General features: G+C 60.9%; 15 protein-coding genes and 1 tRNA gene. 8 read left to right on the top strand and 8 right to left on the bottom strand.

The genetic code is table 11. The features are described 5' to 3' along the window. Window positions 1-2: 2 nt before the first annotated feature. Complete coding sequence (gene pdxH / locus KCG44_RS06405; protein WP_218445049.1) at window positions 3-590, bottom strand: pyridoxamine 5'-phosphate oxidase; 588 nt, start codon at window positions 588-590, stop codon at window positions 3-5. A gap of 219 nt (window positions 591-809) precedes the next feature. On the opposite strand from pdxH, the gene KCG44_RS06400 reads away from it, so the two are divergent. The 5 genes from KCG44_RS06400 (at window position 810) to KCG44_RS06380 (ending at window position 7,122) form a co-directional block, all read left to right on the top strand. Further along, window positions 810-1,754, top strand: coding sequence for a DnaJ C-terminal domain-containing protein (locus tag KCG44_RS06400; RefSeq protein WP_218445048.1), 945 nt, complete (start codon window positions 810-812; stop codon window positions 1,752-1,754). Window positions 1,755-1,779: 25 nt separating this feature from the next. After that, a complete protein-coding gene (locus tag KCG44_RS06395; protein WP_218445046.1) occupies window positions 1,780-2,658 on the top strand; it encodes a YihY/virulence factor BrkB family protein in 879 nt (292 codons plus the stop codon). Between the two features lie 16 nt (window positions 2,659-2,674). Further along, window positions 2,675-3,478, top strand: coding sequence for an enoyl-ACP reductase FabI (fabI, locus tag KCG44_RS06390; protein WP_218445044.1), 804 nt, complete (start codon window positions 2,675-2,677; stop codon window positions 3,476-3,478). A gap of 224 nt (window positions 3,479-3,702) precedes the next feature. After that, window positions 3,703-5,871 carry an ATP-binding protein gene (locus tag KCG44_RS06385; RefSeq protein ID WP_218445043.1) on the top strand — a complete coding sequence of 723 codons (2,169 nt, stop codon included), beginning with the start codon at window positions 3,703-3,705 and terminating at the stop codon, window positions 5,869-5,871. A 207-nt stretch (window positions 5,872-6,078) separates the two neighbouring features. Continuing rightward, entirely contained in the window at window positions 6,079-7,122 is a 1,044-nt protein-coding gene (locus tag KCG44_RS06380) for a P-loop NTPase family protein (RefSeq protein WP_218445042.1), read from the top strand. A gap of 135 nt (window positions 7,123-7,257) precedes the next feature. Here the strand turns inward: KCG44_RS06380 and glnA are convergent, their stop codons facing one another. Then, the gene (gene glnA, locus KCG44_RS06375) at window positions 7,258-8,670 is read right to left on the bottom strand and encodes a type I glutamate--ammonia ligase (protein WP_218445041.1); all 1,413 of its coding nucleotides are present in this window, start codon (window positions 8,668-8,670) and stop codon (window positions 7,258-7,260) included. Between the two features lie 69 nt (window positions 8,671-8,739). Continuing rightward, window positions 8,740-9,078, bottom strand: a complete 339-nt coding sequence (locus KCG44_RS06370; RefSeq protein ID WP_218445040.1) for a P-II family nitrogen regulator — start codon at window positions 9,076-9,078, stop codon at window positions 8,740-8,742. Between the two features lie 346 nt (window positions 9,079-9,424). On the opposite strand from KCG44_RS06370, the gene KCG44_RS06365 reads away from it, so the two are divergent. Then, window positions 9,425-9,501: transfer RNA gene (locus tag KCG44_RS06365), tRNA-His, on the top strand. Between the two features lie 21 nt (window positions 9,502-9,522). Beyond that, complete coding sequence (locus tag KCG44_RS06360; RefSeq protein ID WP_218445038.1) at window positions 9,523-10,581, top strand: Leu/Phe/Val dehydrogenase; 1,059 nt, start codon at window positions 9,523-9,525, stop codon at window positions 10,579-10,581. 15 nt (window positions 10,582-10,596) lie between these two features. Here the strand turns inward: KCG44_RS06360 and KCG44_RS06355 are convergent, their stop codons facing one another. The 5 genes from KCG44_RS06355 to KCG44_RS06335 form a co-directional block, all read right to left on the bottom strand. Beyond that, window positions 10,597-11,829, bottom strand: coding sequence for a dihydroorotase (locus KCG44_RS06355; protein WP_218445037.1), 1,233 nt, complete (start codon window positions 11,827-11,829; stop codon window positions 10,597-10,599). Next, window positions 11,826-12,815: an aspartate carbamoyltransferase catalytic subunit gene (locus tag KCG44_RS06350; RefSeq protein ID WP_218445035.1), complete on the bottom strand. Its 990-nt coding sequence runs from the start codon at window positions 12,813-12,815 to the stop codon at window positions 11,826-11,828. The genes KCG44_RS06355 and KCG44_RS06350 overlap by 4 nt, the downstream gene beginning before the upstream one ends. A 67-nt stretch (window positions 12,816-12,882) precedes the next feature. Beyond that, complete coding sequence (locus tag KCG44_RS06345) at window positions 12,883-14,805, bottom strand: S9 family peptidase (RefSeq protein WP_218445034.1); 1,923 nt, start codon at window positions 14,803-14,805, stop codon at window positions 12,883-12,885. Window positions 14,806-14,863: 58 nt separating this feature from the next. Next, window positions 14,864-15,268, bottom strand: coding sequence for a Holliday junction resolvase RuvX (gene ruvX, locus KCG44_RS06340; protein WP_369411940.1), 405 nt, complete (start codon window positions 15,266-15,268; stop codon window positions 14,864-14,866). A 50-nt stretch (window positions 15,269-15,318) separates the two neighbouring features. Beyond that, window positions 15,319-16,521, bottom strand: a complete 1,203-nt coding sequence (locus tag KCG44_RS06335) for a DUF3089 domain-containing protein (protein WP_369411939.1) — start codon at window positions 16,519-16,521, stop codon at window positions 15,319-15,321. Between KCG44_RS06335 and KCG44_RS06330 the strand changes: the two genes are divergently transcribed. Continuing rightward, window positions 16,520-17,716, top strand: coding sequence for a BaiN/RdsA family NAD(P)/FAD-dependent oxidoreductase (locus tag KCG44_RS06330; protein ID WP_218445031.1), 1,197 nt, complete (start codon window positions 16,520-16,522; stop codon window positions 17,714-17,716). The genes KCG44_RS06335 and KCG44_RS06330 overlap by 2 nt on opposite strands. Window positions 17,717-17,812: the final 96 nt, after the last annotated feature.

The following is a 17,812-nucleotide window of genomic DNA, read 5'->3' as shown; positions in this document are numbered from 1 at the left end:
CGTCATGGATATAGCAGGTGCGTCGACCAGGCCCCGTGGCCATCGCGCTCGTAGATGTAACGCTCGTGCAGCCGGCTGCGCCGGTCGATCCAGAATTCGAAATCGTCCGGCATGACGCGCCATCCGGACCAATATGGCGGCCGGGGAACGGCGGCACCATCGTGTTTCTCTTCATGTTCAGCGACACGTGCCGTCAACGTGTCGCGGCGGTCGAGCTTTGACGATTGCAGGCTGGCCCACGCCCCGATTTGCGATGCGCGCGGACGGCTTGCAAAATAAGCATCAGCCTCTTCGGCAGACACGGGCTGCGCCGTTCCCCTGATTCGAATCTGGCGCCGCAGAGATTTCCAGTGAAACAGCAGCGATACCCGCTGGTTCTCGGCGAGTTCGCCGCCCTTGCGGCTGGCCGTATTGCTATAGAACACAAAGCCGCCATCGGACACGTCCTTCAGCAGCACCATGCGGACGGACGGCGCGCCGTCAGCTGTCGCCGTAGCAAGCGCCATGGCATTGGCATCATGCGGTTCCGCCGCTTCCGCTTCGCGCATCCAGACATCGAAAAGGTCGAAAGGTGTGGTCGGTAGGTCCATGGACAGATGCTCTATGCGCGCTACCGCGCGCTCACAACCGAGATCTTTGCGTGTGAAATTCAGTCGCAGCGCGAAGCGCATATTTGTCGGCACATGGCGGTGCGGCCGCATAACCGACCTTGATGAAGAGTCTTGCGTCGTTCAGTGTATTGCCTATCTAAAACGCCAAGATGTGCAAATTCGTGGATTTTTCCCGAATGCTATGGTGACAGGGCAAGAATGGCAGACCTTTATTCCAGACTGGGGATTGCGCGCGGCGCAGACGAAAAGGCGATCAAGACCGCCTATCGAAATCTCGCAAAAGAGCTTCACCCCGATCGCAACAAGGACAATCCCGAGGCGGCGGAACGGTTTTCCGATGTTACAAAGGCCTATGACATCCTGGCCGACAAGGACAGCCGCGCGAAATATGATCGCGGCGAGATCGATGAGAATGGCGACCAGAAAGCGCCCTTCGGATATGGCGGCGGCTTTGGCGGGGGCCGGCCGCGCCCCGGCGCGGCACGTGGCGGCGGTTTCGGTGGACAGAGCGCAGGCACGGGGAATTTCAGTGACGATCTGCTGAACGAGCTTTTCGGGCGGCGCGGCGGTGCCCCGGGCGACAATCCGTTCGGCGGCGCTCATCACCCGCAGGCACGCCCGCCAAAGGGTGCTGATGTGCTGTATAATCTCGCCGTTCCGTTTGAAGATGCGGCCGAGCTTCGGCCGCAGCGGGTCACGCTGAGAGGCGGCAAAACCATCGAGGTGAAACTGCCCAGGGGCTTCGAAGACGGTCAGGTGCTGAAACTGACCGGCCAGGGCGAGACCGGCGCAGGCGGCAAGGGCGACGCACGCATCACCCTGTCCATCAAGCCGCACAAACATTTTCGCAAGGACGGCGATGACATCCGCATCGACCTGCCCGTCCGGTTGAAAGAGGCCGTGCTGGGTGCAAAGGTCAGGGTGCCGACGACATCCGGCAGCGTGATGTTGACCATTCCCCCTGGCACGAATGGCGGGACGGTCATGCGCCTGAAGGGCAAGGGGTTCAGCAAATCCTCCTCCGGACGCGGCGATCAGCTCGTCACGATCGAAATTGCCATTCCGAAAGGCGATGCGGAGCTTGAAGCATTCGTCAAGGGCTGGGACGCCGATCAGCAGCGCGACCCGCGGGCGGATCTGTAGCCATCCCTAGCAGGGCGCATTCCTTGTGAACGACTTCATCCGGTCGGCACGCGCGCTCCTGACTTCCGGGCTGCGCCCTGTCGAGGTGCTGAAGCGCGTGCTGGGCGGTGTCTTCGATGAAGGGTTTCTGCACGCAGGCAATCTGGCCTATCTGTCGCTCCTGACGCTGTTTCCCTTCTTCGTTCTGATCGGCACGATCGCAGGGGCATTTGGCCGTTCGGGCGATGGCCTGCGCGCAGTGAAGACCTTTCTGGAAACGGTACCGCCACGGGTCGCGGATCTGCTGGCGGAGCCCATCGCTGCCCTGTTGAGGGAAAGTTCAGGCGGACTCATCACGCTTTCCATCCTCGTCGCCCTGTGGACCACCGCAAGCTATGTCGAGACGATACGCCTGATCGTATACCGCGCATACGGATTTAAGGCGGTGCGGCCGATCTGGCAGCGGCGATTGCTTAGCTTCGGCATTATCCTGGGCAGCGTGGTCATCATGCTGTTGGCGTTTGCCAGCCAGTTCGTCCTTGCGGGCATTCAGGAGTTCATAACGCGGTTGCTGCCAGCGCTCGATACGAGCGTCGTCGCGTCCCTGCGCCTTGGTCCGATCTTCGCGCTGTTCGTGGCGCTGTATTTTCTGTTTACGACCCTGACGCCGCGCGAATATCGCCGCGGCTGGCCGAAATGGCCGGGCGCTGCCGCAACCACTGCCGTCTGGATTGGCGCGACGAACCTGCTGCCCTGGGTGCTTGCGAATTTTTCCAATACCGACCAGTTTTACGGGCCGCTCGCGGGCGTTATGGTCACATTGATCTTCTTCTTTGTGGTTGGCCTCGGATTCGTACTGGGCGCGCAACTCAACGCAGCGCTGGCGTTGACGGCAAAAGCCAAGCTAGAAGAAGATGACGAATAATGAAAAGGGCCTGTGAATGTCAGATCTGATGCGGGGGAAACGCGGACTTGTCATGGGTCTCGCCAATGATCGTTCGCTGGCCTGGGGGATCGCAAAGGCGCTCCACGCGAACGGCGCCGAGATGGCATTTTCCTATCAGGGCGAAGCGCTGAAGAAACGTGTTGGACCGCTTGCGGAAAAGGTCGGTAGCGATTTCCTGATCGAATGCGATGTGTCGTCCATGGACGCGCTTGACGACGCCTTTGCGAAACTGAAGGACCGCTGGGACACCATCGACTTTCTGGTTCACGCGGTCGGCTTCAGCGATAAAAACGAACTACGTGGGAAATACGCCGACACAACCCTCGATAATTTCCTGAATACCATGAATATTTCCGTTTACAGTTTCACCGCCTGCGCGCAGCGGGCGGCGGCCATGATGCCGGACGGCGGCAGCCTTCTGACACTTAGTTATTACGGCGCGGAAAAGGTCGTTCCGCACTACAATGTAATGGGCGTGGCCAAAAGCGCGCTGGAAACGAGCGTGAAATATCTGGCAAATGATTTCGGCCCCTCGGGCATTCGCGTCAACGCGATCAGCGCCGGGCCGATCAAGACGCTTGCGGCATCGGGCATTGGTGACTTCCGCTATATTTTGAAATGGAATGAATATAATAGTCCGCTACGGCGCAACGTCACGATTGAGGATGTCGGGGGTGCCGGTCTGTACTTGCTCTCTTCGCTGGCCAGCGGCGTGACCGGCGAAACCCATCATGTCGATGCGGGTTACCATACCGTCGGCATGAAGCAGGAAGACGCCCCGGACATCGCGCTCGACTAAACTGCCTCGGCACATTTGCTGAAGGGGGTGCGAAGGTCATCGCATCCATGGCCATAGCCATATCCTGCCCATCTCGGTCGGCGGCCTGGCACAGGGATACACAGGCGCTGCCGTAAACAAAAAATTTACGCCGCGTGATGCATCTGAGCTGTCAGCGGGCGGCGCTATTCTGGCAATACCGACCCATCATGGCTGGTTAAGGGGCAGCAATAAGGGATGCGGACGTGAGTGTCAGATTGGGAGACGACCCGGCGACGCTGTCCCCAGCGGCCGAATGGTTGAAAAACTACGTCAACATCGTCGTCGTCAGCTTTGCACTCGTTTTTGCCGGTTGCATGCTTAGCCTTGGCGCCCTCGCCGATATGAACGAATTTCCGCTCATCTGGCTTGGCGACGCGATCGGCCTTTCGCTCCTGCTTATGTTGCCGCGTCAATTATGGTCCGCGATCCTGATCGGCCAGATGATCGCCCATATCACTGCAAACCTCATCCATTTCCCGGCAATTCCAGTCTGGCAGCTTGTCGTCATGGGCCTGGCAAGTGCCATTGAGGTTTTCATGCTGGCCTGGGTGCTGAGACGCTACATCAACACCAAGAATATCTTCGAGCGCAGGAACGACCTGTTGCTAACCTGGGCCATTGCCGCGATCTGCGCGCCGCTGCTAGGCGCGAGCATCGGGGCGATAGCGCTGATGGGCTCCATGGGCTATTCGTCCGCCCTGTGGCTGTGGTTCCGCGCCGACGCCCTTGGCATGCTGGTCTGGCTACCCTTTGCTTTCGGCTTTGGGGAATTGTTGCAGGAGAAGTCACCCGGCCGGTTTCTCGCCGGACTTGGTCTCATGTCCGTTGCGATCGCTTCGATCTGTTTCGCGACCTTCACCGATCTGATACCGCTTCCCCTGTTTGCAATCGCTCTGCTGGCGCTCATCGCGACCTTCACATTCGGCGCGCTCGGCGGGGCAATGACCGTGGCGATTGTTGCCGTGCTCGCAAGCGCATTTCTGATGAGAAGTGAGAGCTTCGCCCTATTGGCGTCATGGAGTGAGCAGGATCCGGCGCTGCTTTTGCAATTATTCGTCGCGAGCCTTGCGATTACCATCGTTCCTGCGAGTGGTAGCGTAAGCTCTCGCCGCAAGGCTCTGGAGCGGGAGCGGGAGGCGCGCATCCATGCAACCGAAATGGCGGAAGCCAAAGCACAGTTTCTGGCATCAATGAGCCACGAACTGCGAACGCCTTTAAACGCCATACTGGGCTTCGCGCAGCTGATCGAAATCGACAAATCGCCCGGACATCTGAACGATAAACAGCGCACTTACGTCAAGCATATCGCGGATAGCGGGCACCAGCTGCTCGACCTGATTACGGACCTGCTGGACCTTTCGCAGATGGAGCGGAAGGAAATCAGCATCAAGATGGAGGCGGTCAGCGTCAGCGAACTGGTGGATGAGTTCGCCGCTGTTCTGGAACCGTTCGCGTCGGCGGCCGAGGTGAAAGTGACCGTCAAACCCGTACCGGCAAGCCTTCGTATTTTCGGGGACCGGCGGCGCCTTCGGCAGATCCTCCTGAACTTCGGAACCAACGCGATCAAATATAACCGGCCAGGCGGCGAGGTCTTTATCGAGGCGCGCTTTGATACCCATAAGGTACGTCTGCTCGTCGAGGACGACGGGCCGGGGATCCCGGCTGATCGACAGGCGGAAATTTTCGAACCCTTCAATCGCCTCGGCAAAGAGCGAGGCACCGTCGAAGGTGTCGGCATCGGCCTCGCGCTCGCCCATCAGCTCGCGGAACGCATGAACTGCGACATCGGTTTTACAAGTGAAAATGGCAAGGGCACGCGCATATGGCTGGATTGCGACTATTGCGGGACCATGGAAACCACCGAAACGGCGCCGCCAACGGCTCTTCAGCCTGCCGATCAGGCCGTCCAGAACAACGCCGCGCGGCATATTGAGACTTATCCGGACAGTGGCCGCGAAGCTGCGATAGATTCAATCCTCTATATCGAGGATAACAGCGCTGCGATCTCTCTGATGCGAGAAATTCTCGCGCGAACATTGCCAGTGAAGCTGATCACCGAAACATCTGTTTCGCTGGGTTATGAAACTGCGCTGCGAGAAAGGCCGTCTCTTATCATCACCGACCTGCATCTGCCGGACGGTGTCGGCACCGAACTTGCCTACCGCCTGGCGCAGGAACCCCGCACGGCTTCAATCCCCATCATTGCGTTGACGGCGGATCTGGAAGGCCCCTCCGCGGACCGCGCGCACCTGTTCCAGAAAACGCTGATAAAGCCCCTGAACGTCTCCCATTTGCTGGAAGCGATAAGCGCGTCACTGGGTAAGGTGCCGGACGTACCGCCACGTCAGGCTGCGCACGGCCGGGCTTCCTGACACCAGAAGACGTCGACCCGTCGGCCCGGCGCCTGAGCGCAGGCTGGAGAACCAACGCGCCCACGGCCTATTTTATCGAACCAGATTCCAATAGCGGCAGGCGCGGTAGAATCATGGTCATGCGTCCACTTTAGAGGTATCAATCGAGGGCTTCCCTGTTCAAGCCGTTTGTTGTGTTTCCATGTCGTCTTTAGGAATACCGCAACTGTGCCTGAAAACGCTGCTTTTGCACCTGCACATCATGCACCGGATCCAGATGCGGTGGCGGTGTACGGACATGCGTCAACATATTTGTCACAGGCCGCGAACGGTGCGCTGCAAACGCTATTGTTCCTGATCGAGCGCCGCGAACCCATCATCATTCTCACGGGCGTCGCCGGAATCGGGAAAACGGAACTCGCGCGGCGTATCGCGCGTGAATGGCGCGGCATGTTTCCCGGCCTTTTGCTTGTCGACCGCGCGGCCACACTGAACGCAGATGCGACCGCGGCGGACCTGCTGATCGTCGACGAAGCGGAGGAGCTGGACGAAAAGGGTGCGGGCATCCTGCTGTTTCGCGCCAGTCAGGTAGCTCTGCCCACAATTTTGGTGGCGGCCCGGCCCGGTGAGATCCAGCACCTGCCGGAAAGTAACGAGATCCCCAATGTCGTTCTGGCACCGTTCACCGCAAACGAAGTCAAACAACTGGCATCCAGCCTGTCGGCGGCGGCACCGCTATCGAATGACGTCCTCGAGAAAATCTGTGCCTACGCCCATGGACGACCCCGCATCGTGCGCTCATTACTACGTACCGCCGCCGTCGAGGCCAGGCTTGACAATGCGGCCGAACTCATGCCGCGCCACATCGATGCGGCTGCCGCCTATATAGCGGCTGCTCAGCCTGGCGAGGCAGGCATGTCCGCAAGGGACGTATCGCTTGATATCGCTCAGACCGCCAAGGCGGCGGTGCCGGAGCGCGTATCACCGCCACCATCTCCGTTTCCCGCTGACGCGCACGATCCGGTGACTGCGCCGCCGAAAACACCCCGACTTGCCGTGATAGCTTGGCTGCTGGTCCTGGCCGCATGTCTAGGCATATGGATCGCATTGGCGGGAGACGATGAGGATGCGACGCCTGCCGATGTGTCAATTTCCGCCGATCCAGGTCCGACGATTGCCGATTTTCCGCTGCCAGACCTTTCCGAACCAAATACCCCGACCGCCGCAGCGCCGCCAGAAGATGCGGGGTCGGCAGAGGCTCCGCAAATTTGAGGCGGGACCGCTGCGGCCGCGCCGGAGCCCACGCCGCTGACCGTAGCGCTGCAAAGCCCTGCGGATACATGATGGAAAACAGCCCGAACCACCGACGGGTGCTTCGGTCTGTTTTCGGGTTGTCTGACTTATGGATCAGCCGGAATAGTACATGTCGAACTCGACAGGCGCCGGTGCCATTTCCCAGCGCAGGACCTCTTCCATCTTCAGATTGATGTAACTGTCTATAAGTGTTTCGGAAAACACACCGCCGCGCGTGAAAATCTTGCGGTTCTTGTCGAGCGCGCTGAGGGCTTCGCGCAGCGAACTGGCGACTGTCGGCACGCGCTTCAACTGCTTTGGTGGCAGGTCGTACAGGTTTTTATCCATCGGCTGACCCGGGTCGATGCGGTTCTCGATACCATCAAGACCGGCCATCAGGATCGCCGTATAGGCCAGATAGGGGTTTGCAAGCGCGTCCGGGAAGCGGAATTCCGCGCGGCGGCTTTTCTCGCCCGTGCCGTAGGGAATCCGGCATGACGCGGAGCGGTTGCGGCTGGAATATGCCAGCAGTACGGGCGCTTCGAAACCAGGGACGAGACGCTTATAGCTGTTCGTCGCCGGGTTCGTGAACGCATTCACCGCCTTGGCGTGCTTCAGGACGCCGCCGATGAAATGCAGCGCCGTTTCCGACAGGCCAGCATAGCCGTCGCCAGCAAAGGTGTTCTTCTTGCCGTCCCAGATCGAGATATGCGTGTGCATTCCCGAGCCATTGTCCTCCGCGATCGGCTTCGGCATGAACGTCGCCGTCTTGCCATAAGCGTGGGCGACATTGTGCACGACATATTTGTAAATCTGCATGCGATCCGCGGTTTCGACGAGTTCGCCGAACATCATGCCAAGTTCGTGCTGCGCCGCGCCCACTTCGTGGTGATGCTTGTCCATCGGCAAGCCCATTTCCATCATGGTCGAGACCATTTCCGACCGCAGATCATGCGCGGGATCGACCGGCGCGACTGGGAAATAGCCACCCTTGGCACGCGGACGGTGAGCGTAATTGCCCTCTTCATAGACCCTGCCGGTGTTGGTTGGCAGCTCGATGTCGTCGAGGTGATAGAAACTATGGTCATAGCCCGACGAGAACCGCACATCGTCGAAGCAGAAGAACTCAGCCTCGGGACCGATGAAAACCTTATCGCCAATGCCCAGCTGACCCACATAGGCTTCGGCGCGTTTCGCAACGGACCGCGGGTCGCTTTCATAAAGCTCGCCCGTCGACGGTTCGACGACATCGCAGAACACGATCATCATCGGCGTCGCGCTGAACGGATCAAAATAGACGGAATCGAGATCCGGCATGAGGATCATGTCGGACTCGTTGATGGCCTTCCAGCCGGCAATGGACGAACCGTCGAACATGAAGCCATCGGACAGCATATCCTCGTCCACGACATCCGATACCATGCCAAGATGCTGCCACTTGCCGCGCAGATCGGTAAAGCGGATATCCACCCATTCAATGTCCTTTTCCTTGATCATCTTCAGAATGTCGGATGCTTTATTGGCCATGTTATGTGGTCCTCTCGGCTTTAAATATGTTGATTCATGAATGTGGCTTCTGGAAAACCGGCGGGAGCGTCAGAGAGCGTCCACGTCACGTTCGCCGGTACGGATGCGATAGGCCTCGGCGACTTCCGAAACGAAAATCTTGCCGTCGCCGATACGTCCGGTCTTCGCCGCGCCAGAAATGGCCTCGACGACGCGGTCCGCGAGGACGGAATCGACGACGACCTCAAGCTTCACCTTCGGCAGGAAATCGACGATATATTCCGCGCCGCGATAGAGTTCGGTATGCCCTTTCTGGCGCCCAAAGCCCTTCGCCTCGATGACGGTCATGCCCTGCACGCCGACTTCGTGAAGGGCTTCCTTCACTTCGTCGAGTTTGAAGGGCTTGATAATCGCTTCGATCTTTTTCACTGATCCCCCGTCCTGCCTTGTGCCGGAATATGTTGTGCTCGCGCGCGATGCCTGTCCTAAAAACTAGCACGAAACGTGCCAATCGCATCGCACCGGCAGATACGTAGACAATAGGTGGACAGCGCTGTTGTTCCCGCCCAGGATTCAGGCACACGCCCAAAAATCAGGCAGCACTGCCGATCGGGGAGATGCCGCTGCGGCGATACCTGGCTTAGAAAATGTCGCCATCTGATTATGATCGTATACAGGCACATTCCGCTTTTTGCGCCGCTCCGCTTGACGCTCTGCCGCACGCGCCATAGATGCGCTGCTTCGGAAAAGGAGGAGGCTTACCCCTCCCTATGTGGCGACCGTAGCTCAGCTGGTTAGAGCGCTGGTTTGTGGTACCAGAGGTCGCGGGTTCAAAACCCGTCGGTCGCCCCACCCTATCGAAAGACCTTGTTTATGTCCGTCTTCGACCTTCCTGCCTTCGACGATCACGAGGCAGTGCACATCTTCAATGATGAAAAGACGGGTATGCGCGCCATTATCGCGATCCATTCCACCCATCTGGGCCCCGCCGCCGGTGGATGCCGCTATTTCCAATATGCAGACAGTGAAGCGGCGCTCGTCGATGCCCTGCGCCTGTCGCGCGGCATGAGTTACAAGAACGCACTGGCCGGCCTGCCAGCTGGCGGCGGCAAGGCGGTCCTTATCAAGCGCAACGCTTTTCCGAAATCAGAGCCGATTCTTGAGGCTTTGGGAAGCGCGATCAATGGTCTTGGCGGGCGCTATGTCACCGCGGAAGACGTCGGCATGACGGATGAGGACATGACCGTGATTTCGCGCCGCACCCGCCATGTCAGCGGGCTTCCGGTGGCGGGCGATGCCGACGCGAAAAAGGTTGGCGGCAATCCCGGCCCGTGGACAGCGGAAGGCGTGTTTCTTGGCATGCGTGCCGCCGTGCGCCACCGTCTTGGCCGGGAAGGCTTCAAAGGCATTCGCGTCGCCGTGCAGGGCCTTGGCAGTGTCGGCCGGGCGCTGGCGCAGAAACTTGCCGCCGATGGTGCGCGCCTTACCGTGGCCGACATCGACGAAGCCCGCGCCGCGCGCCTGGCGGGAGAGCTGCGCGCGCAGGTTGTCCCGCCAGAAGAAATTCTGGCGGTCGAGGCCGACGTGCTGGCACCCTGCGCCATGGGCGCCGTCCTCAATGAAGCGACCATTCCCGACCTGAACGTTCAGATCATTGCGGGCGCGGCGAATAACCAGCTGCAACGCCCGGAGGATGGCGAGCGGCTGAAGGCGCGCGATATTCTGTACGCGCCCGACTATGTCGTGAATGCGGGCGGGATCATCAACGTCATGGCCGAATATCTCGGCGACGGGGACACGGACGCGGTCATGGCCCGTATCGTCAAGATCGAAGACCGGGTCGGCGAAATCCTCGCCCGTGCGGACAGTGAGGGCGAAGCCACGAACCTGATGGCCGACCGCATGGCGCGAGAGGCCATCGGCCGAAGCTGAACGCGCGCGCCCACCTTAGCTGGCATTATAGACGATTTCGCCGCCCTTTATGGTGGTGACGACCCTGCCCCGGACCGGAAGACGGTCGAAGGGGGTATTCGCGGCCGCATGGGACAGCGCGCTTGCCTCGACGCGCCACGCGCGTTTCGGATCGAACAGCGCGACGTCCGCGGGCGCCCCCACATCGAGCTTGCCACCGGGCAGGCCGAATATGCGCGCCGGGGCCGCCGACAGCCGCGCGACCAGAGCGGACAGGCCAGCCTCTTCGCCAAGCGCCATCAATGATAGCGAAAACAGGGTTTCAAGGCCCGCCATGCCTGGCGACGCATATGCATAAGGAAGGCGCTTTTCCTCCTGTGTGCGCGGATCGTGGCCGGAACAGATGACATCAATGGTCCCGTCCTGTACCGCAGCAACGGTCGCCAGCCGGTCCGCTTCGCTTCGCAGCGGCGGCGACAGGCGGGCGAAACTGCGATACCCGGTCGCCTCCGCATCATTCAGCAAAAGATGCGCGGGCGTCGTCCCGCAGGTCACGCGCACGCCGCGGGATTTCGCGCGGCGAACAATGTCGATAGCCCCTGCCGTGCTGACGGTGCGAATGTGGAGGGCGGCGCCGGTATCCTCCGCAAGGCGGATGTCGCGCGACACGGCAACGCTCTCGGCAATCGCGGGCGCGGAGGGCAGGCCCATTCGCGTCGCGGTTTCACCGTCCGTCGCACTCGCGCTGCCGGCGAGTTCCAAATCCTCGGCGTGGGACATCACGGTCATACCAAATGCCCGCGAGTAGCGCAGCAGGCGATGCATGACCGCGCTGGATGCAATCTGCCGACGGCCAGTCGAAACCCCCGCCGCGCCTGCCGCCTGCATCAGGCCAATCTCGCCCAGTTCGGTTCCGGCGAGCCAGCGGGTCGCGGCCGCCAGCGGATGCACCCAGACATGCGGTTTGCCGATCCGCATGGCGCGTTCAATCAGCGCCGGATCGTCGAGCGCCGGGGACTGGTCAGGCATCAGCAGAATCCGCGTGATCCCGCCCGCCAGACACGCCTCTGCGTCCGCGCGAAAGACGCCGGCGTCGATAAAGGCCGGTGCCGCAACGAGGCCGCCAGCGTCGAGACGCTTCGCCGACGATGGCGCTTGGACGGCACCCACCGCCGCGATCTTGCGGTCCTCGATCACAATGTCGCCAATTTCGTCGCGGCCACTGGCAGGATCGACGATATGCGCGCCCTTAATATGCAGAACGGTCATGCCCAGCCCTCGCCATTCCATGCCAGACCGCGCCGTTGTCGCGTCAGCACGTCCAGGCAGGCCATGCGAACGGCGACGCCCATTTCGACCTGTTCCTTGATGGCGGAACGCTGAATGTCGTCGGCCACTTCCGTCGCGATCTCGACACCGCGGTTCATCGGGCCCGGATGCATGACCAGCACATCATCCGCCGCCGCAGCGAGGCGTTTCTCCGTCAGCCCGTAGAAATGAAAATATTCGCGCTCGGACGGCAAATAGGCTCCCGCCATGCGTTCGCGCTGCAGGCGCAGCATCATGACCACATCCGCGCCCTTCAGCCCGTCATCCATATTGGTGAACGGAATGACGCCCAGCCTGTCGATGGCGGGCGGCATCAATGTCGGCGGGGCCACGGCGCGCACCTCTGCGCCCATGGCGGACAGCAGATGGAAATTGGAGCGGGCCACCCGGCTGTGCAGCACATCCCCGCAGATCGCGATTCTCAGACCCTCCAGACGCGTCTTGCGGCGGCGGATGGTCAGGGCATCGAGCAATGCCTGTGTCGGATGCTCATGCTGCCCATCGCCTGCGTTGAGGACGGGGCAGGACACTTTTGACGCGATCAGCTGCACGGCCCCTGCCGCCTCATGCCGGATCACCAGAACATCGGGATGCATGGCATCGAGCGTCAGCGCGGTGTCGAGCAGGGTTTCTCCCTTCTTCACCGACGAATTCGCGACCGCCATTGACACGACGTCGGCGCCAAGCCGTTTGCCGGCTATCTCAAAGGACACCAGGGTCCGCGTGGAATTTTCAAAGAACGCGTTGATCTGCGTCAGGCGTTTCAGCTGTTTTCCGCGCTGGCGGTGTGTGACCCAATATTCCGCCTCATCCAGCAGGAAGCCAATCTCCCACGGTTGCATGCCTTCTATACCAAGGAGGTGATCGTGCGGGAATGGATGCGCTCCGTCAGGCACGGGCGTCGCGGATTTCGTTTGCGCTGTCATTAAAGCGAGCGACCTACAGGCCGGAATGCCGTTCGGCAACGCCCCCGGCCCGCAAATCGTTCAGGCATTAACGCCCGATATGTTCATCCAGGAACTTCAGATAGGCTTCCGAAGCGGCGATGCGGTTGACCTTCTTTGAAAAACCATGCCCTTCATCCGGAAACAGGACATATTCGACGGGCACGCCATTGGCGCGCACCGCCTCGACAAGCTCGTCGCTTTCCACCTGCAATACGCGCGGATCGTTTGCGCCCTGCACAACCAGCAGCGGCTTGACGATGTTGCCGGCATGGAACAGCGGAGAGATCGCGCGATGGCGCTCCCCGTCCGTGGCGGGATCACCCATCTCGTCAAAGAGCGATTCCTTGAACGATTCCCACCATGGCGGGATCGATTCGAGTGTCCGAACCCAGTTGGTCACGCCGAAGATATTGATGCCGGCATCGAAAACCTGCGGATGAAATGCGAGAGCGGCCGCCGTAATATAGCCGCCATAGGAGCCGCCCATGATCGCAATGCGGTCGTCGGCGATCCAGTCCAGCCCCTTCAGCCATTCCGCCGACGCCGTAACGTCACGCAAATCGACATCGCCGTGCTTCTTATTGTCCATGCTAAAGAACGTCTTGCCATATCCTGACGAGCCGCGATTGTTGATCGCATAGACGGCGTAGCCATTGTTCACCAGATGCTGGACGTGGGCGCGATACCCCTTGGTGCTCTGTCCGCCCGGGCCGCCATGGACAAACACGATGGCAGGCACGGGATTTTCCGCGTTCGCTTCCCTCGGGCGGTAGAGCACGCCCGGAATCTCCAGACCGTCATAGCTGGCGAAGCGAACCACTTCACCGTCCACAAGCTGATCGCCGTCAATGTCGGGGTTGAGCGCTGTCGTCAGACGCCTTGAAGCGCCGGTGGCCAGGTCGGCCACGTAAATATCCGTGGGTGAAACATCCGACTGGACGCTGAACGCGATCATGCTTTCATCCGCATTGAAACGGACCTGTCCCGCCTGCCCCTCCGGCACGCCGGTCAGTTCGACCTCCTCGCCAGATTGGGTGTCGAGAATATGGAGTACGCCCACCGCGTCTTCATTGACGGAATGCACCCGGTACCGACCCGACGGCGAATAGGCGACGTAGCTGACATCCCAATCCGGCTGGATCAACGGCGTTTTCTCGCCAGTCGCGATGTCATGCCGCCATGCCTGACTGAACTCGCCCGCTTCGTTGGTCGCATAAATCAGTGCCCTGCTGTCGGGGGTGAAGGTATAGCCGCCATAGGCGATATTCCCGTCGTGCGGAGTGATCAGCTTCGGTTCGCCTCCAGCGATCAGGTCGGCGAGATAAATATCGCCGTCATCGGCCGTACGCGGCTTGTTGAGCGCGACGTAACGGCCATCCGGACTGAACGCGCTTATGCCATATCCGTCATTTTCGAAGATAAGCTCACGGGAATAGTCGGCGGCGTCATAGGCATAGAGGTCAAAACTGCCCGGATCGCGCTCGTTCGTCGAGATATAGAAAGTCGATTTATCAACGCTCCACCCGACAAACCGCGCCTTCACATTTTCGCCGGGGGTCAGGTCGCGCTCGGTTCCATCCGCCTCTCGCACGAAAATATGGTCCAGCTCATCGCCGCCATTGTCACGGCTGAACAGCAGGCGGTCGCCCTCGGCAAACATGCTGACCGGTGAGATGGAATCGACCGTTGAAGCCGTGAGCGCCACCGGGGCGCCGCCCGCGATGGGCAGCGCGTAAGCGTTGAAAATGCCTGTCTGATCGCTGCCGATCATCACGTGGCTGCCATCGGGAGAGAACGCCATTCCGCCAGAACTCGCCAGCTGGAAGCTCGTCGTGTCGAAAAAGGCCTGCGCGGAATAGCGTGGCAATTCGGCCTCCGTCGCTTCGCTGCTTTCATGATGAGTGAATGCAAGGGTCGGCGTCGTTGCAAGTGCCGTTCCAAGCGCCAGTGCGACCGCAAATTTCCGCATATTCCTGTCCTTACAAGATTATCTTACATTGTCCGGCTAGGCTGCCACCTGAATAGCGTCAAGCGTCCCGCGCAAACCAGTTGAGCGCGCCCTGCAGCATGATCGCGGCAGCGTGCGCATCGATCTTCTCGGGCCATTTCGCGCGCGGCACACCGGCTGCCCGCATCGCGTCTTCCGCAGCCACCGAGGTCAGCGTCTCATCCCACAACAGTACGGGCAGATCGAACGCGCCCTCCATGGTTCTGGCGAGCGCCCGGCTGCGCTGCGCGGAGGGGCCGGGCGTCCCGTCCATATTAAGCGGCAGACCGACGATCAGGGCTTTTGCGCCGCGCGCGTTCAGCCGCGCCCGCACAGCCGCAAGGTCGGCGACCTGCTTTGTCCGGCGCACCACCATGTCTGGCCCCGCGATGCGCCAGTCCTGATCGCAAAAGGCAAGTCCGATGGTCTTCGTGCCTGGGTCCACACCGCAAAGAACGCCCTTCGCGGGTAGCGCCTGGCGGAACCGTTCGGGCGTCAACGGGCCAGAAATGCGCTGGTCCTCCGCTCCGCATCCGCGCGTAGATTTGCCCAGAACAAAGCGTAATCGTATACGTGGTAATTGTTCCCCGGCAGCACATACTGCCCCATCGACAGCGCATTTTCGCCAAGGGACAGATATCCGCGGCCGCGGCACTCCGCCTGAACGAGACCGGCCTGCAACACGGCGTCTTCCAGAGACTCATCGGGCACCAGTGCGCCAATATTCCCCTCGGCAGGTGACGGCCCCGGCGCGCCGCCGGTTTGCGGGTTGGTACAAACCAGGTCCGTGCCTGCCCTGCCCGTGCCATCGAAACCCTTGGTCAGGTCAAACGCTTCCAGCACCAGTTCCATATCCGCGGGCTCCGCGAAGCTCTGCCAGGCCAATAGGCACCGCGTCTGCGCGGGCGAGGTACAGGGCGCAAGCCCAAGCTTCGGAAGATCCGCGGTCACCGAAATGGGCCAGCCGGGCAGATACGCCGCCACGATCCGATCCGCGACGGCTGTGCCCGCAATGCGCCGGGCCAGTAGCGACACGAGATGGAGCGACCCCTGGCTATGCCCCGCCAGAATGATCGGTCGATCCTCGGGGAGGGAAGCAAGGAAACTGTCAAACGAAGTTTCCACATCCCGATAGGCGAGCGCGAACGACTTGGCCGCGTCCGGCTCCGCAAAGGAAAGAAACGCGCCGAAGGCGGCTTGCCGGTATTTAGGCGCCCAAATGTCCCCGACACCATTGAAGACGCTCGCCTGACTGCGCGTGAAAATTCCGCGGCGGTAAAGCGCGCCCTCGTCGTCGGGATCGAGCGGCGCGTTCCAGCGGTCAGATTTCAGATATGTGGTCGGATGGACGTAAAATATCGAAACGGCTGTTTCCGGCGCAACCCGGTATCCGTCGGGCGTCCAATTCGCGTCGGTCGATGGAATTCCCGGCCGCGCGATCCATGCGTCCGGCCGGTCATAGAGTGTCGGCGGCGGCGCGGGACTTTCCGCGAATGTCACGCTCGGCGTCATGTACCGCTTCAGGATTTCGCCGCCGAACGCGGCCCATATGATGACGGCGGCAAGGGCGAGGACAATCAGCCCCGCAAAGACGGTAAGAAAGCGGCGCGCGGCCATATGGCGATACATCTCCCAAAGTGAGGCGCGCCCCTTAACGGGTGGTACGGTCCGGGTGAAGCTGCGATAGGCGCGCAGCATGAGCAGCCCGAAGACATATGACGTTATTATCCTTGGCGCAGGCGGCGCCGGTCTGATGTGCGCAGCCGTCGCCGGACGCCGCGGCAGACGCGTTCTCGTCATCGATCACGCCGACCAGCCGGGCCGGAAAATCCTGATTTCCGGCGGCGGGCGCTGCAATTTCACCAACATCAACACCGCACCCGATCGTTTTTTGAGCGCCAACAGACATTTCATGAAGTCCGCGCTCAGCCGGTACACCGCGCAGGATTTCATCGATCTGGTCAACCGCTATGGAATTGCATGGCATGAGAAGACCCTGGGTCAGCTATTCTGTGACCAGAGCGCGCGTCAGATCGTCGACATGCTGATGGCGGAATGCGCCGATGCGGGCGTCGAGGTTGCGCTCGGCAAGGCCGTCAGCGAACTGGCCCGCGACGACAGCGCATCTGGCGAGGCCCCTTATTCCATGCGCCTTGGCCTTGACCGTCTGCGCGCAAGGTCGCTGGTCGTGGCCACCGGCGGCCCGAGCATTCCAAAGATGGGCGCGACCGGATTTGCCTATGAAGTCGCGCGGAAATTCGGTCTGAAGGTCGTCGAGCCGCGCCCTGCCCTGGTGCCTTTCACGCTCGGCGGGACGCAAATCCTGTTTCGCGAGCTTTCGGGCGTCAGTGCCGACGTGATCGCCAGTTGCGGCAAGACCAGTTTCCGTGAAGCTGCGCTCTTTACCCATCGCGGCCTTTCCGGCCCCGCCATCCTGCAAATTTCCAGCTATTGGCAGCATGGTCAGGACATCGCCATCGACTTCCTGCCCGGCCTGCCCCCGGAGTGGCTGGTTGAGCAGAAGCGAGACCGCCCGAAAATCCACATGGCAACCGCGCTCGGCAGCCTGATGCCCGACCGCCTCGCCACCACATTGGCGGACAAGATCGGCCTTGGCGGAGAACTCGCCAACCTGCCCGACCGCAAGCTGGCCGGTGCCAGCACCCGCCTGCACCGCTGGGCCTTCAGCCCCAATGGCACAGAAGGATTTGCCAAAGCCGAAGTCACCGCAGGCGGCGTCTCCACCGCCGACCTGTCATCGAAAACGATGGAGGCCAAAAAGATACCCGGCCTCTATTTCATCGGCGAGGGCGTCGATGTGACGGGCTGGCTGGGCGGGTATAATTTCCAATGGGCATGGGCGAGCGGCGTCGCGGCGGGGGCGGTTGCCTAAGCCGTCCACCGCAAGTGGTGGAGAAGATTTTTTTCGCTTTCTGTACCGGCGCATCCACCGGCGCTTGCCGCGCTGCAACATGCTCTGCTAACCGAT

Origin of the sequence: Pacificimonas pallii (genome assembly GCF_019204005.1) — a bacterium.
GTDB classification, from domain to species: Bacteria; Pseudomonadota; Alphaproteobacteria; order Sphingomonadales; family Sphingomonadaceae; genus Pacificimonas; species Pacificimonas pallii.
This window is presented reverse-complemented; position numbering and strand designations above follow the sequence as displayed.